Here is a 14,395-nt window from a genome sequence, read left to right on the forward strand (position 1 = left end):
TGAAATAGCCGGGCGGCACCTCTGCCAGCCCGGCTCCTCTCTTCCGTCAAGCCACCTGCGGGTTGACGCAGTTTTTCTCCACGTTACCGTTCAGCGCATCAATCAGATTATCTACCGCCGTGGCCGCCATGTTGTAGCGCGTCTCATGCGTTGCGGAGCCAATGTGCGGCAGCGCCACCACGTTAGGCATCGACAGCAGCGGAGACTCTACCGACAGCGGTTCCTGCTCGAAGACATCCAGCCCTGCGGCCAGAATCTCGCCCTCTTTCAGCGCGGCGATCAGCGCTTTCTCGTTCACTACCGGGCCACGTCCGGCGTTGATAAATATCGCCGAGGATTTCATTTTGGCGAACTGCGCCGCGCCGAAGAGATGACGCGTTTCGTCAGTCAGCGGCAGGATAGAGCAGACAAAATCGGCTTCCTGCAACAGGGTGTCGAGGTCACAGTGGCGGGCGTTGAAACGCTCCTCGGCCTCCTTGTGCTGGCGACGGGCGTTATACAGCACCGGCATCCCGAAGCCCAAGTTCGCGCGTTGCGCCAGCGCCAGACCGATTCGGCCCATGCCGACGATGCCGATGGTTTTATGATGCACATCGGTGCCAAACCAGTCCGGGCCGATGCTTTTGGTCCATTCACCGGCTTTGACGCGTTCGGCCACTTCCACCACCCGACGCGCGCTGCTGAGGATCAGCGCCATCAGCGTATCGGCCACCGTTTCGGTCAGCGCGGTGGGGGTGTGCATCAACAGCACCTTGCGGGCGTTGAGCGCCTCGACGTCGAAATTGTCGTAGCCCACGGAAATGGTCGACGTAGCCCGCAGGGCGGGCATACTGTCCAGCAGCGCGGCGTCCACTTTTTCACTTGAGCCGAGCAGGCCCACGGCCTCTTTAAATGTCTGCGCGTGACTGCGGACGGTCTCTTCCCTCAGGTCGTGGACGCGGGTCACCGTGAAGTGGGCTTCCAGGCGGCGTAATAAGTTGTCAGGTAACTTTTTGTAGAGAATGACGGACGGTTTCATTCCTCTCTCCAGTGTCAAAGGTTCAGGCGTGGCGTGCGCCGACAGGGATTGTCTGATTATTAGCAGGCTTAACAATTAAAGTCAGCCACACAGAGACGAAAAGTGCCACCCCCATAAAAATGTAGGAGGCGGACGGCGAGCCGGTGGCCCCATTAAGGTAACCGACAAACCATGAGCCGAAGAACGAGCCGAGGGCGCCCATGCTGTTGATCAGCGCCATCGCGCCACCGGCGACGTTACGCGGCAGCATCTCCGGCACAATCGCAAAGAAAGGCCCGTATGGGGCGTACATCGCGGCCCCGGCAATCACCAGCAGGGTGTAAGAAATCCAGAAGTGATCGGCCCCAACGGCCCACGAGCCGATAAAGGCGCAGCCCGCGATCAGCAGCAGCGGCCAAACGAACAGCTTGCGGTTTTGCATTTTGTCCGATGCCCATGAGGCAAGGATCATCGCCACGGTGGCGGCCAGATAAGGCACCGACGACAGCCAGCCCACTTCCACCATGCCTAAGTTTTCCCCGCCGCTGCGGAGTATCGATGGCAGCCACAGTACAAAACCGTACACCCCAATACTCCAGGCGAAATATTGCAGGCACAGTAAAATCACGTTGCGCGAGCGGAAGGCCTCGCCATAGTTCCGCACCGCTTTGATGCCTTGCTGTTCGCGATCGAGCTGTTGCTGTAAATCGGTTTTTTCGGCCTCGGACAGCCAGCCAACTTGGGTCGGTTTGTCTTTCACCAGCACCCACCAGCAGAACGCCCAAATCACCGCCGGAATGCCCTCGAAGATAAACATTTCCCGCCAGCCGAAGGACTGGATCAGGTAGCCGGAGACCACCGACATCCACAGTACCGTCACCGGGTTGCCGAGGATCAGGAACGTATTGGCGCGCGAGCGTTCTGATTTCGTGAACCAGTTACTGATATAAATCAGCATTGCGGGCATGACTGCGGCTTCCACCACCCCGAGAATAAAGCGGATCGCCGCCAGCATTGGGATGTTGCTTACCATCCCGGTGAGCGACGCGCAGCCGCCCCACAGGATCAGGCAGACGAAAATCAGCTTGCGCACGCTACGGCGTTCGGCGTACACCGCCCCGGGGATCTGGAAGAAGAAATAGCCGAGGAAGAACAGCGCCCCGAGCAGCGAGGAGACGCCTTTGGTAATGCCGAGATCGTCATTAATCCCGGCGGCGGAAGCGAAACTGAAGTTTGCGCGGTCGAGATACGCCAGGCTGTACGTGATAAACACGATTGGCATGATGTACCACCAGCGTTTGGTTGCATGGCTTGAACGGTTCATAAGCGAGCCTCTGTTGGTGAGGTGTGTGCTACCGCTGTTTGTAGGGTACAGGGTAGCGTTGTTGGGTCATGTTCTGAGCGTTATGCCTCGCCGAGCGCGTCCCGAGTGGGCAGACCTTCGCTGTCGCCCTGCACCTGAATCGCCAGCGAACCAATTTTGTTCCCGCGCGTAACGGCCTGCGCCACGGTTTTCCCTTCCAGCAGGGCGCTAATCACCCCCACGGCAAAACCATCGCCTGCACCGACGGTATCGACGACGTTTTCGACTTTTACCGCTGCGATAGCGCCTTTTTCACCGCTTGCGGTTTGATACCACGCCCCGTCGGCTCCGGTTTTAATCACCACCGTTTTCACGCCCCGGCTGAGGTAAAACTCAGCAATGCCTTCGGGCGAGCGCTCGCCGGTGAGGATCTGCCCCTCTTTTTGACCCGGCAGCACCCAGTCGGCCTGGCAGGCGAGTTGATTGAGCTTCTCGACCATCTCGGCTTCACTTTTCCACAGCACCGGGCGCAGATTCGGATCAAAAGAGAGTGTTTTCCCGGCTTTTTTCATGACCTTCGCGGCATGATCGAGTAATTCAAATGAACTGGCTGACAACGCCGCCGCCACGCCGCTGAGATGCAAATGACGAGCGCGAGTGAACAGCTCGAGGTTAAAATCGTCCGGGCTGAGGTGGCTGGCCGCCGAGCCTTTGCGGAAGTATTCCACAATGGGATCGGTTCCATTTTCAACTTTAGATTTGAGCTGGAACCCGGTCGGATAGCGCCCGTCGAGGGTGACGCCTGCGGGGTCGATCCCTTCCTTTTGAAGGGATTCCAGCACGAACTGGCCGAAGCTGTCATCGCCCACGCGGCTGACCCAACTGACGTTCAGCCCCAGCCGTGCCAGGCCGGTAGCGACGTTCAGCTCGGCACCCGCAATACGTTTCACAAAGGTTTCACCCTGGCTGAGCGGGCCGGGTTGCTGGGCGACAAACATCGCCATGGCTTCGCCAATGGTAATGACATCCAGTGCCTGATTCATGGCTTACTCCTCGCGTAACCAGTGGACATAACGCCGGGTGACGGCAACCAAATCCTCGCCCTCGAGCGGGAACTCAATGCCACGCGGCACGTCGTTGGGTAAGGATTGCAGCAGGGCAGCCCAGCGCGGATCGGCATCCGGCGGCACGGCACGCCAGCCGTTGTGATGCGGGACCGCGGCTTTGACATGCACATAGCCCACCGACGGCGCCAGATGACGCGCGGCCTGTTCAGGGGAATCACCCAGCCACAGCCAGTTGCCCATATCAAAGGTTAGCCTGACCGATAAATTCTTCACCTGAACGGCGGCCTGGAAGCGCTGCATCGGGGCTAGCTTGCCGTATTCACTCTGATCGTTTTCCACCACCAGCGGAACGTTGCACTCCGCCAGAATAGCGCGCAGCGTATCCAGCGTGGTGGGCTGGGTGAAATTGCCGAGCGACAGTTTCAGCCACAGCGCGTTAAGGGCTTTGGCTTCCCGCAGCAGGGCATGAAGACGTGGGTTCAGGCTACCGTCAGCCTCGAACAGCGCTTCTGGCGCGGAATAACAGGCCAGCAGTGAGTGTTGGGCGATGTCTGCGCCCAGCAGCGGCAGGGCGTCAATGTCCTGCGGGGTGAACAGTTCACGGCGAATTTCAACGCCGTCGGCACCCGCGGCGGCAATCACGGGCAAAACGGCACGCTGACCGCCCAGAGCCTGCAGACGATCGTGGCCGTAAGCGGCGGTGACAACGATAATTTTTCTGGCCATCCGGTCACTCCAGAGCGAAAAGAGAAGGGGTTTCTCTTTAATACGCTAGATGGAACCGGTTCCAAAGAAAAGATCGGCTTGCCCGAATTATGATCGCCATCACACGGGAATTAGCGGCTGGTGGATCCGCGGACGATCAGTTCGCCCGAGAAAACCTGCTCGCGAATAGGTTCGTTGCTGCCTTCGATCCGGCGTACCACCTGCTCTACGGCGGCATGGCCGATTTTCCAGGTGGGCTGTTTGAGGGTGGTGATGCCCACGCCCGCCAGTTCGGCCCATTCCAGCTCGTCAAAGCCGAGCAGGCCGATGTCGCTGCCCCAGTGCAGGCCGAGGCGTTTGAGCGAGCGGGCCACCTGTAACGTCAGTGCGCCGTTGGCAGAGATAACCGCTTTGCGCATTCCGCGATGGGTAGCGTGGAACTGGCGTAGGGCGTTATCAATCATCGCCCCGTCGTTGAGCGGCACTTCGCTGTTTGCGGCGCTGATCCCCGGATAGCGGGCCAGCGTAGCGTGAAATGCGGCCAGACGCTCCCGGCGCGTATTGACGCTGCCGAGCGGTTCGCTGAGAAACAGCAGCGCTTCGAAGCCCTGCTCGACCAGGTGTTCGGTGGCGGTGGTGGCGGCCTGGGTGTTATCCAGCCCGACCACGTCGCAGGCGAAATCAGGAATTTTACGGTCGATAAGCACCATTGGCAGCGCCGACTGTTGCAGACGATTCAGCCCTTCCTCATGCATCCCCACGGCGTTGACCACGATCCCTTCCACCTGATAACTGCGCAGCAGGTCGAGATAATGGCGTTCCTGATCCACCTCGTTATTGGTGTTACAGACCAATGGGGTGAACCCTTGTTCGCGGCAAGCGGCTTCAATGCCGCTGAGCACGTTGACGGAATAGGGATTGGTGATGTCGGCGATGATAAGACCTATCAGACGGGTACGGCCATGCTTCAGGCCGCGTGCCATCAGGCTTGGGCGGTAATCGAGATTGGCAATTGCGGCTTCAATCCGCGCCAGAAGGGCATCGGAGAGCAGATGCTTTTCGCCATTAAGATAACGTGACACGCTGGTCTTGCCGGTTTTTGCCGCTTTCGCTACGTCGCTGATGGTGGCTCGTGCCTTGTTCGCCATGAGGGCTTCCTTCACCTGAATGTGTGAACACCTTAGCGCGAAAATAGACGATGGCAAGCCGTTAATCGCGGAGGGGTTATGGCAAGGCGAGGTGTTGACCGGGGGCGACAGCGCCGCCGCCCGGCACAACGATTACTGCAGCGGGCTGAGGGTGATTTCTACGCGACGGTTCTGCGCTTTGCCTTCGGCGGTGCTGTTGCTGGCGATAGGGTTCGCCGGGCCCATCCCGGTGGTGCGGATGCGGTTGGCGGCCACGCCCTGAGTGATCAGCGCGCTGGCGACCGAGTCGGCACGCTGCTGAGACAGGCGCATGTTCAGGTCCTGGCTGCCGGTGCTGTCGGTATAGCCCACCACATTCACGGCGGTTTTTTCGTACTCTTTCAGCACCATTGCCACTCCGGTGAGGGTGTTGGCACCGGCCGGTTTCAGGTTGGCGCTGCTGCTGTCAAAGGTGACGTTATTTGGCATGTTCAGCACGATGCTGTCCCCGCTACGGGTGACGCTCACGCCGGTGCCCTGCATTTTCTCACGCAGTTTTGCTTCCTGCACATCCATGTAATAGCCCGCGCCACCGCCGACGGCGGCCCCGGCGGCGGCACCAATCAGAGCGCCTTTACCGCGGTCTTTCTTCGAGGAAGAGAGCATCCCGATGCCCGCACCCGCTAACGCGCCAATGCCCGCCCCAATGCCTGATTTCCCGGCTTCACGCTCGCCGGTATACGGGTTGGTGGTACAGCCTGAAAGGGCCAGCGCACCGCTTACCATTGCTGCAATCATGATCACGCGTTTTTTCATCTTCTTTCCTTAATCCTTTTTATTCTTTGCCAGCGCAGACGTGGCGGTTGATTATGACGTGCGATTGTGTGGAAAATTCCAGAACGATCCGAAAATGTGTAAATAAATCGAACGGTGATGAAAAATACGCCGTCGCAACACCTGCATCCGTTAACCAGGAGCCCGTTTTGGCAAACTCATCTACAACAAAAACCGTTCTGACCGCCGCCCATTGGGGGCCGATGCTGGTCGAAACCGATGGCGATACCGTGCTGGCCTCGCGCGGCGCATTATCGGGCACGTTTGAGAACTCGCTGCAAAGCGTGGTCCGTGACCAGGTACACAGCAAAACGCGGGTGCGCTTTCCGATGGTGCGTAAAGGTTTCCTCGCCTCACCGGACAGCCCAAAGGGCGTGCGCGGCCAGGATGAGTTTGTCCGTGTAAGCTGGGATCACGCGCTGGATTTGATTCATCAGCAACATCAACGCATTCGCACCGCCCATGGCCCGGCGTCGATTTTCGCCGGATCATACGGCTGGCGCTCGAACGGGGTATTGCACAAGGCTGCCACTCTGTTGCAGCGTTACATGAGCCTCGCAGGCGGCTACACCGGGCATCTGGGGGATTACTCCACCGGAGCCGCGCAGGCCATCATGCCGTACGTGGTTGGCGGAAATGAGGTGTATCAGCAGCAGACCAGCTGGCCGCTGATTCTGGAACATACCGACGTGGTGGTGCTGTGGAGCGCCAATCCGCTTAACACCCTGAAAATTGCCTGGAATGCGTCCGATGAGCAGGGTATTACCTTCTTCGACAAACTGCGCAACAGCGGTAAACGCCTGATTTGCATCGACCCGATGCGCTCAGAAACCGTCGACTTCTTTGGCGACAAAATGGAGTGGATTGCCCCGCACATGGGCACCGACGTGGCGCTGATGCTCGGCATCGCCCATACCCTGGTGGAAAACAACTGGCATGACGCAACGTTCCTGGAACGCTGCACCACCGGCTATGACCATTTTGCGGAATACCTGACCGGGGAACGCGACGGCGTGGCAAAAAACGCCGAATGGGCGGCAGAGATATGCGGCATTGATGCGACGAAAATTCGCGAACTGGCGCAGTTATTTCACGAAAATACCACCATGTTGATGTCCGGGTGGGGAATGCAGCGGCAGCAGTTTGGCGAGCAGAAACACTGGATGCTGGTCACGCTGGCGGCGATGCTGGGGCAAATTGGCACCCCGGGCGGTGGCTTCGGCCTTTCTTATCACTTTGCTAACGGCGGCAACCCGACCCGGCGTGCGGCGGTTCTGGCGTCGATGCAGGGCAGCGTGGCCAATGGCACCGATGCGGTGGATAAAATCCCGGTGGCGCGCATTGTTGAAGCCCTGGAAAACCCCGGCGCGCCGTATCAGCACAACGGCATGGACCGCCATTTTCCGGATATTCGTTTTGTATGGTGGGCGGGCGGGGCCAACTTTACCCATCATCAGGACACCAACCGGCTGATCCGCGCCTGGCAGAAGCCGGAACTGATCGTCATCTCCGAGTGTTTCTGGACCGCTGCCGCGCGTCATGCGGACATCGTCCTGCCCGCGACCACCTCGTTTGAACGCAACGATTTGACCATGACCGGCGACTACAGCAATCAGCATCTGGTGCCGATGAAACGCGTGGTGTCACCGCGTGATGAGGCGCGGGATGATTTTGAGGTCTTCGCCGAGCTCAGTGAACGCTGGGAAACGGGCGGGCGCGAACGCTTTACCGAAGGCAAAACCGACCTGCAATGGCTGGAGACCTTCTATCAGATTGCCGCGCAGCGCGGGGCCAGTCAGCAGGTGACGCTCCCGCCGTTCCCGTCGTTCTGGGAGGCCAATCAGCTGATAGAGATGCCGCAGAGTGAGCAGAACGCGCAGTTCGTGCGCTTCGCCGCCTTCCGGGACGATCCGCAGGCCAATCCGCTGAAAACCGACAGCGGCAAGATTGAGATTTACTCGCAGCGTATCGCCGGATTTGGCTATGCCGATTGTCCAGGCCATCCAACCTGGCTTGAACCAGATGAATGGCACGGCAACGCGCAGCCAGAACAGCTTCAACTGCTGTCGGCGCATCCGGCGCACCGGTTGCACAGCCAGCTTAATTACACCTCGCTGCGCGAGCGTTATGCGGTAGCCGGGCGTGAGCCGCTGACGCTTCATCCTGATGATGCTAGCGCGCGCGGGATTGCCGATGGCGACCTGGTGCGGGTGTGGAACGGGCGCGGGCAGGTGTTGGCCGGGGCGGTGGTCACCGACGGCATTCGTCCGGGCGTGATTTGTCTGCATGAAGGCGCATGGCCAGACCTTGACCCTGAAGCGGGGGGCATTTGCAAAAACGGGGCGGTGAACGTGCTGACCAAAGATATCCCCAGCTCGAAGCTGGGGAATGGCTGTGCGGGAAATACGGCCCTGGTGTGGCTGGAGAAATACCGCGGACCGGCGCTGCCGCTTACAGCATTCGATCCGCCTGCCAGCGCATAATCCACGTCGGCTGCCGGGTTTCATCCTGCCATGCGCTGTCTTCAATCCGAAAACCCTGCGCATGGTAGAAATTCACCGCCCGGCTGTTTTTCTGATACACCTCAAGGCTTAAATCCGGGTAGCGATCGCAGACGTAGGCGATCAGCGCCCGGCCAATACCGCGCCCGATGCAGGCCGGGGTGACAAACAGCGCTCCGATAAAGCGCTGGTCCATCACGCTGATAAATCCCTGCAGCTCGCCGTCTTCTTCCCACACCCACGTATGGGCGGTGGGAAGATACACGTCGCGCACCAGCGGCTCGCTGTCGTACCAGTAACTTTCTTCAATAAACGGATGCGCGTAAATGGTGCTTTCCAGCCACAGCGTTAACAGCGGCTGGCGATCGCTACTTTGCCATTTGCGGATCATTATCCCCTCCTGGATAGCAGAAGCAGCCGGTGGTGTGGTCATTCACTAGCCCAGAGGCCTGCATGAAGGCGTAACAAATGGTGGTGCCGACGAACTTAAACCCGCGCTTTTTTAGCGCTTTTGCCAGCGCATCTGACGCGGGGGTGTGGGCGGGGATTTCTGCCAGGGTGGTGGCGTGCCTCACCTGCGGCTGGTTATCGACAAACGACCAGACGAAATCAGCGAAGGGTTCGCCGTTGGCTTCCATCGCCAAAAAGGCACGGGCATTACCGATGATGGCCTGAATTTTTCCCCGGTGACGAATGATCCCCGCGTTGAGCACCAGTTTTTCAACGTCTTCTTCATTCATTTCCGCCACTTTTTTCGGGTCGAAGTGGTGAAAGGCTTCGCGATAGTTTTCACGTTTTTTCAGCACCGTTATCCACGAAAGCCCCGCCTGCTGACCTTCCAGACAGATCATTTCAAACAGTTTTTGGTTATCCCGCTGGGCGACGCCCCATTCGTTATCGTGATAGTCGATATAAAGCGGGTCCTGACTGACCCAACCGCAACGTTCCATCTGATTCTCCCACTGTTTGATATCGATGAAGAATTGTTCAACCTGCCTTGACGACAGAAATAAAATGACAATATTTAGTAATACGCAGTCGCGAAAAAAATCATAACAACAATGCCGGATTCGGCTCTTTCGGAGTCGCAAAATGAGTGTTAAGAGATGCAATGGCTTCCGGGGTGGTCTCTACCCGGTATCTGTTTTTGTGTGGATGTCGTTGGTGACATCTTCATTTGCCTGGCAACAGGAATATATCGTTACTGACCCACAAAGTAATACGCCTGAACGCTATACCTGGGATAGCGATCACCAACCGCGTTATGACGATATTCTGGCGGAGCGCATCAGCGCGGCGCAAATTCAGCCCGGCGTAGCCATGAATCTCCCTGATGATACACCGATGGATGCGACGCGCACCCTGAGCATGGTGTGGAATATCCCCCTGAGCGCGTTGTTCACCACCGGGCCGGTGGCGAGCTGGCACTATGACGGGTCCGCCACCTCAACCTGGAATGAGTTTGGCGACAGCGGGAGCAGCCCCACCGCGCTCAACGATCCGATGTGGCACGCCAGCATCAGTACCCTGGGCTGGCGCTTTGATTCACAGCCGCTGTGGGGCGTGCATCCGTGGGCGCAAATCAGCTACAACCAACAGTTCGGCGACAATCAGTGGAAAACGCAGTCGGGTTTAAATCGTACCCCGACCACCACGCAGGACGGTAACTGGATGGATGTCACCGTGGGAGCGGATATGCTGCTCAATCCGAGCATCGCCGCCTATGCGTCATTATCGCAGGCCGACAATTTGAGTGAAGGCCCGAACTACCTCTATATCATGGGCGTGAGCGCCCGTTTTTAACATTTATTCAGCGTTTTAAACACATCATGTTTTCCGTTGGTTCACAATGGCGGCGGCTTTTAGCGCGATAGTAAGCACTAACAAATCGCTTATTTCGTTTTCCGCAATGTCATTCATTCTCCCCTCAATGCATTTCATTCCGCACTGACGGCAGTTCATGCCTTTTTTAACCTGGCATGAACGGCACTTCGTTATTTTAGGCAGCAGTTAATCTTGATAAGGCAAATACGCGATGAACGCTGCAATCCGCCCTTCTACTCGCTGGCTGACGCTGGTCGGGACCATTATCACCCAGTTTGCACTGGGCTCGGTGTATACCTGGAGTCTGTTCAACGGTGCGCTGTCCGCGAAGCTGGATGCGCCGGTGAGTCAGGTGGCATTTTCCTTCGGCTTGTTAAGCCTCGGTCTGGCGATTTCGTCCTCCATCGCCGGGAAATTGCAGGAACGTTTTGGCGTGAAACGCGTCACGATGGCCTCTGGCATTCTGCTCGGGGTCGGTTTCTTCCTCACCGCCCATGCGAACAATCTGCTGATGCTGTGGCTGAGTGCGGGCGTGCTGGTGGGTCTGGCGGACGGCGCGGGCTATCTGCTGACGCTGTCGAACTGCGTGAAGTGGTTCCCGGAGCGTAAAGGGCTGATCTCTGCGTTTTCTATCGGGGCATACGGCCTGGGCAGCCTCGGCTTTAAGTTCATCGACACGCATCTGCTGGCGACCGTCGGCCTGGAGAAGACCTTTATTATCTGGGGCGCGATTGTGCTGGTGATGATTGTCTTCGGCGCGACCCTGATGAAAGACGCCCCGCAGCAGGAAGTGAAAACCACCAACGGCGTGGTTGAGAATGACTTCACCCTCGCGGAATCGATGCGTAAACCGCAGTACTGGATGCTGGCCGTGATGTTCCTCACCGCCTGCATGAGCGGTCTGTATGTGATTGGCGTGGCGAAAGACATCGCCCAGGGCATGGTCCATCTGGATGTGATGACGGCGGCGAATGCGGTGACCGTGATTTCCATCGCCAATCTGAGTGGCCGTCTGATACTCGGTATCCTGTCCGACAAAATTGCCCGTATCCGCGTGATTACTATCGGGCAGGTTATTTCCCTGGTCGGTATGGCAGCACTGCTGTTCGCCCCGCTGAACGCGGTGAGCTTCTTCGCGGCGATTGCCTGTGTCGCCTTTAACTTCGGCGGCACCATCACCGTGTTCCCATCGCTGGTGAGCGAGTTCTTCGGTCTGAACAACCTGGCGAAAAACTACGGTGTGATTTATCTCGGCTTCGGGATTGGCAGCATCTGTGGTTCGATTATCGCCTCCCTGTTCGGCGGTTTCTACGTGACCTTCTGCGTCATCTTCGCCCTGCTGATCCTGTCTCTGGCGCTGTCGACCACTATTCGTCAGCCAAAAAACCAGGTTCTTCAACAGGTTCACGCCTGATACTGCGAACCGGTTAACCCTCTCATAACACATTGCTGCAATTAATCATTCGGTCCGGGTAATTATTTTTGTAAATATTGCCCGGATCACACTTCCTGATGACACTTTTCCCTTCCGCTATGGTCTACTTGTGGCGCTTATAGACGTTTCTGATAACTGTTCCTTACGCGATTCCTTAATCTGCTTACTGTCATACCGATAGATAAGTCGGTTTTTGTACCCCCTTTCCCAGGGTTTTGCTTGAATGAAATATATTAAATCGTTAACGCAACAACGGCTGTGTCTGTTCCTTGCGCTCTACATCGGCCTGTTCCTGAATGGTGCGGTGCTGGTCCGTCGTCTGTTGGGCTACTTCGAAGATTTCTCCGCACAAAACGGAATTTTTGCCGTCATCGAACTCTGTGGTTCAGTCCTTGCCACCTTCTTCTTACTGCGCCTGCTGTCACTGTTTGGTCGCCGCCCGTGGCAGGTTCTTGCCTCGCTGGTGGTGGTTATCTCCGCAGCCGCCAGTTATTACATGACCTTTATGAACGTGGTCATTGGCTACGGCATCGTGGCCTCGGTGATGACCACCGACGTTGACCTGTCCAAAGAAGTGATGGGTCGCGGCCTGATGATGTGGACCGTGCTCTCAAGCCTGCCGCCGCTGTTCTTCATCTGGAGCAACCGCTGCCGCTATACGCTGTTGCGCCAGCTTCGCACCCGTGGACAGCGCGTGCGTAATCTTGCCGTGGTGCTGATGGCCGGGCTGCTGGTCTGGGCGCCGATCCGTCTGATGGATCGCCATCAAAAACAGGTTGAGAAAACGTCTCAGGGCGATATGCCGAGCTACGGGGGCGTGATCGCCAACTCCTATCTGCCCTCGAACTGGGTCTCGGCTCTGGGGTTATATGCCTGGGCGCAGGTGGATGAATCCTCTGACAGTCGCTCCTTAATCAACCCGGCGAAAAAGTTCACCTACGTGGCACCGGGTAAAGACCTGGATAACACCTACGTGGTGTTTATCATCGGGGAAACGACCCGCTGGGATCACATGGGCATTCTCGGTTATGACCGAAATACCACGCCGAAGCTGTCGCAGGAGAAAAACCTGGTCGCCTATCGCGGCACGTCCTGCGACACCGCCACCAAGCTGTCACTGCGCTGCATGTTTGTGCGCCAGGGCGGGGCGGAGGACAATCCTCAACGTACGCTGAAAGAGCAGAACGTGTTTGCGGTGTTGAAACAGCTGGGCTTTAGCTCAGACCTGTTCGCGATGCAGAGTGAGATGTGGTTCTACAGCAACACCATGGCCGACAACATCGCTTATCGCGAGCAGATTGGCGCTGAGCCACGTAACCGTGGCAAAGACGTAGCGGATAAACTGCTGCTGCCGGAAGTGGCGCAGTCGCTGGAAGGCCATCCGAACGGCAAGCATTTGATTATCCTGCACACCAAAGGGTCGCACTGGAGTTACTACCAGCGCTACACCCGTGATTTTGCCCAATGGCAGCCAGAGTGTGTCGGCATCAATGATTATTGCAGCAAGAAAGAACTGATTAACGCCTACGATAACTCAGTGCTGTACGTGGATACCTTTATCAGCGACGTGCTGGACCAGTTGCGCGATAAGAAGGCCATCGTCTTCTACGCTGCCGATCACGGTGAGTCGATCAACGAGAAAGAGCACCTGCACGGCACGCCGCGTAACCTGGCCCCGCCGGAGCAGTTCCGGGTACCCATGCTGGTGTGGATGTCTGATAAGTATCTGGAAAACCCCGCGCATCAGCAGGCGTTTAAACAGTTGAAGAAAGAAGCCGACATGAAGGTGCCACGTCGTCACGTGGAGCTATATGACACCATCATGGGCTGTCTCGGATACACTTCGCCAGACGGCGGGATCAACGAGAACAACAACTGGTGTCACGTTCCGGCAAAAGGTCAGTAAATCAATGGCGAGTTTATCGCCAATCAGTCTGGCTTTTGTGGAAAAGGGATTGACGGGGTAGCATCGCAGCAGTAAGATGCGCTCCGCATTCGGCGAGTAGCGCAGCTTGGTAGCGCAACTGGTTTGGGACCAGTGGGTCGGAGGTTCGAATCCTCTCTCGCCGACCACATTCGAAAAAACCGCTCTTTTGAGCGGTTTTTTTTCGTCTGGAATTTGACGAGGATGAGAAGCTCCGGGGAAGGAGGTTCGACTCGAGCGCAGCGAGAGAACGTTGCTTCAGCAACGGCCCGAAGGGCGAAGCCACGCAGTGGCGAGTCATCCTCTCTCGCCGACCACATTCGAAAAAACCGCTCTTTTGAGCGGTTTTTTTTCGTCCAAATTTTGACGCCCACTTGTAGGCCCGCGCAAGCGCAGCGCCGCCGGGCGCTCGCTTCCATTTCTATAAATAAACTTCCGTTATTATTTATCTTTGGCACTTATTCTTCCCAATACTTCCTGTTTTTGATGAACATCCGCAAGATATATCCTCTTGTGGCACGTTTATTAGAGGGATTAAGTATTAAGAATATGACTATTAAGCAATACTAAAATTTTAATTTAGTCATTTGAAAATGAATGATTTTTAGTTTTGTCTTTTTCTTAAAATGTCTTAACTAATAAGAATAACTTGTCCATACATTCACAAATGCAAAAAAG

12 protein-coding genes, 1 tRNA gene and 1 other RNA gene are annotated in these 14,395 nt (G+C 57.0%); 6 read left to right on the top strand and 8 right to left on the bottom strand.

All coding sequences use genetic code 11. From position 1 onward, the window contains the following. Window positions 1–46: 46 nt before the first annotated feature. From ghrB to ACG0Z5_RS06920, 6 genes are all read right to left on the bottom strand, one after another. A complete protein-coding gene (ghrB, locus tag ACG0Z5_RS06895) occupies window positions 47–1,018 on the bottom strand; it encodes a glyoxylate/hydroxypyruvate reductase GhrB (RefSeq protein WP_394446261.1) in 972 nt (323 codons plus the stop codon). 22 nt (window positions 1,019–1,040) lie between these two features. After that, a complete protein-coding gene (locus ACG0Z5_RS06900) occupies window positions 1,041–2,321 on the bottom strand; it encodes an MFS transporter (protein ID WP_394446262.1) in 1,281 nt (426 codons plus the stop codon). Between the two features lie 80 nt (window positions 2,322–2,401). Continuing rightward, window positions 2,402–3,343, bottom strand: coding sequence for a sugar kinase (locus ACG0Z5_RS06905; RefSeq protein ID WP_394446263.1), 942 nt, complete (start codon window positions 3,341–3,343; stop codon window positions 2,402–2,404). A 3-nt stretch (window positions 3,344–3,346) separates the two neighbouring features. Continuing rightward, entirely contained in the window at window positions 3,347–4,093 is a 747-nt protein-coding gene (locus ACG0Z5_RS06910) for a sugar phosphate isomerase/epimerase family protein (protein WP_394446264.1), read from the bottom strand. 110 nt (window positions 4,094–4,203) lie between these two features. After that, a complete protein-coding gene (locus ACG0Z5_RS06915; protein WP_394446265.1) occupies window positions 4,204–5,220 on the bottom strand; it encodes a LacI family DNA-binding transcriptional regulator in 1,017 nt (338 codons plus the stop codon). A 132-nt stretch (window positions 5,221–5,352) separates the two neighbouring features. After that, on the bottom strand, window positions 5,353–6,015 hold the full coding sequence (locus tag ACG0Z5_RS06920; protein WP_394446266.1) for an OmpA family lipoprotein: 663 nt from the start codon (window positions 6,013–6,015) through the stop codon (window positions 5,353–5,355). A gap of 167 nt (window positions 6,016–6,182) precedes the next feature. Here ACG0Z5_RS06920 and ACG0Z5_RS06925 point away from each other — a divergent pair, with 167 nt between their 5' ends. Then, the gene (locus ACG0Z5_RS06925) at window positions 6,183–8,516 is read left to right on the top strand and encodes a molybdopterin guanine dinucleotide-containing S/N-oxide reductase (RefSeq protein ID WP_394446267.1); all 2,334 of its coding nucleotides are present in this window, start codon (window positions 6,183–6,185) and stop codon (window positions 8,514–8,516) included. Here ACG0Z5_RS06925 and ACG0Z5_RS06930 read toward each other — a convergent pair. Continuing rightward, the gene (locus ACG0Z5_RS06930) at window positions 8,485–8,925 is read right to left on the bottom strand and encodes an N-acetyltransferase (protein ID WP_394446268.1); all 441 of its coding nucleotides are present in this window, start codon (window positions 8,923–8,925) and stop codon (window positions 8,485–8,487) included. The two genes, ACG0Z5_RS06925 and ACG0Z5_RS06930, sit on opposite strands and share 32 nt — an antisense overlap. After that, entirely contained in the window at window positions 8,903–9,484 is a 582-nt protein-coding gene (tag, locus tag ACG0Z5_RS06935; protein WP_394446269.1) for a DNA-3-methyladenine glycosylase I, read from the bottom strand. The genes ACG0Z5_RS06930 and tag overlap by 23 nt, the downstream gene beginning before the upstream one ends. Window positions 9,485–9,626: 142 nt before the next feature. Between tag and ACG0Z5_RS06940 the strand changes: the two genes are divergently transcribed. The 5 genes from ACG0Z5_RS06940 to ACG0Z5_RS06960 all read left to right on the top strand — a co-directional run bounded on the left by ACG0Z5_RS06940 (window position 9,627) and on the right by ACG0Z5_RS06960 (window position 14,034). Then, window positions 9,627–10,337, top strand: a complete 711-nt coding sequence (locus ACG0Z5_RS06940; RefSeq protein ID WP_394446270.1) for an autotransporter domain-containing protein — start codon at window positions 9,627–9,629, stop codon at window positions 10,335–10,337. A 232-nt stretch (window positions 10,338–10,569) separates the two neighbouring features. Then, window positions 10,570–11,772 (top strand): MFS transporter, encoded by a 1,203-nt coding sequence (locus ACG0Z5_RS06945; RefSeq protein ID WP_394446271.1) that lies wholly within the window; start codon window positions 10,570–10,572, stop codon window positions 11,770–11,772. 244 nt (window positions 11,773–12,016) lie between these two features. Next, a complete protein-coding gene (gene eptB / locus ACG0Z5_RS06950; protein WP_394446272.1) occupies window positions 12,017–13,699 on the top strand; it encodes a kdo(2)-lipid A phosphoethanolamine 7''-transferase in 1,683 nt (560 codons plus the stop codon). A 90-nt stretch (window positions 13,700–13,789) separates the two neighbouring features. Then, a tRNA-Pro gene (locus ACG0Z5_RS06955) sits at window positions 13,790–13,866 on the top strand. Window positions 13,867–13,900: 34 nt separating this feature from the next. After that, a non-coding RNA gene (locus tag ACG0Z5_RS06960) (RtT sRNA) lies at window positions 13,901–14,034 on the top strand. Window positions 14,035–14,395: the final 361 nt, after the last annotated feature.

Origin of the sequence: Scandinavium sp. M-37 (assembly GCF_043558715.1) — a bacterium.
Lineage (GTDB): Bacteria > Pseudomonadota > Gammaproteobacteria > Enterobacterales > Enterobacteriaceae > Scandinavium > Scandinavium vulneris_A.

Coding starts and splice junctions, on each gene's coding strand:
- ghrB (WP_394446261.1), bottom strand. CDS start 1,018: ATGAAACCGTCCGTCATTCTCTACAAAAAGTTACCTGACAACTTATTA.
- ACG0Z5_RS06900 (WP_394446262.1), bottom strand. CDS start 2,321: ATGAACCGTTCAAGCCATGCAACCAAACGCTGGTGGTACATCATGCCA.
- ACG0Z5_RS06905 (WP_394446263.1), bottom strand. CDS start 3,343: ATGAATCAGGCACTGGATGTCATTACCATTGGCGAAGCCATGGCGATG.
- ACG0Z5_RS06910 (WP_394446264.1), bottom strand. CDS start 4,093: ATGGCCAGAAAAATTATCGTTGTCACCGCCGCTTACGGCCACGATCGT.
- ACG0Z5_RS06915 (WP_394446265.1), bottom strand. CDS start 5,220: ATGGCGAACAAGGCACGAGCCACCATCAGCGACGTAGCGAAAGCGGCA.
- ACG0Z5_RS06920 (WP_394446266.1), bottom strand. CDS start 6,015: ATGAAAAAACGCGTGATCATGATTGCAGCAATGGTAAGCGGTGCGCTG.
- ACG0Z5_RS06930 (WP_394446268.1), bottom strand. CDS start 8,925: ATGATCCGCAAATGGCAAAGTAGCGATCGCCAGCCGCTGTTAACGCTG.
- tag (WP_394446269.1), bottom strand. CDS start 9,484: ATGGAACGTTGCGGTTGGGTCAGTCAGGACCCGCTTTATATCGACTAT.
- ACG0Z5_RS06940 (WP_394446270.1), top strand. CDS start 9,627: ATGAGTGTTAAGAGATGCAATGGCTTCCGGGGTGGTCTCTACCCGGTA.
- ACG0Z5_RS06945 (WP_394446271.1), top strand. CDS start 10,570: ATGAACGCTGCAATCCGCCCTTCTACTCGCTGGCTGACGCTGGTCGGG.
- eptB (WP_394446272.1), top strand. CDS start 12,017: ATGAAATATATTAAATCGTTAACGCAACAACGGCTGTGTCTGTTCCTT.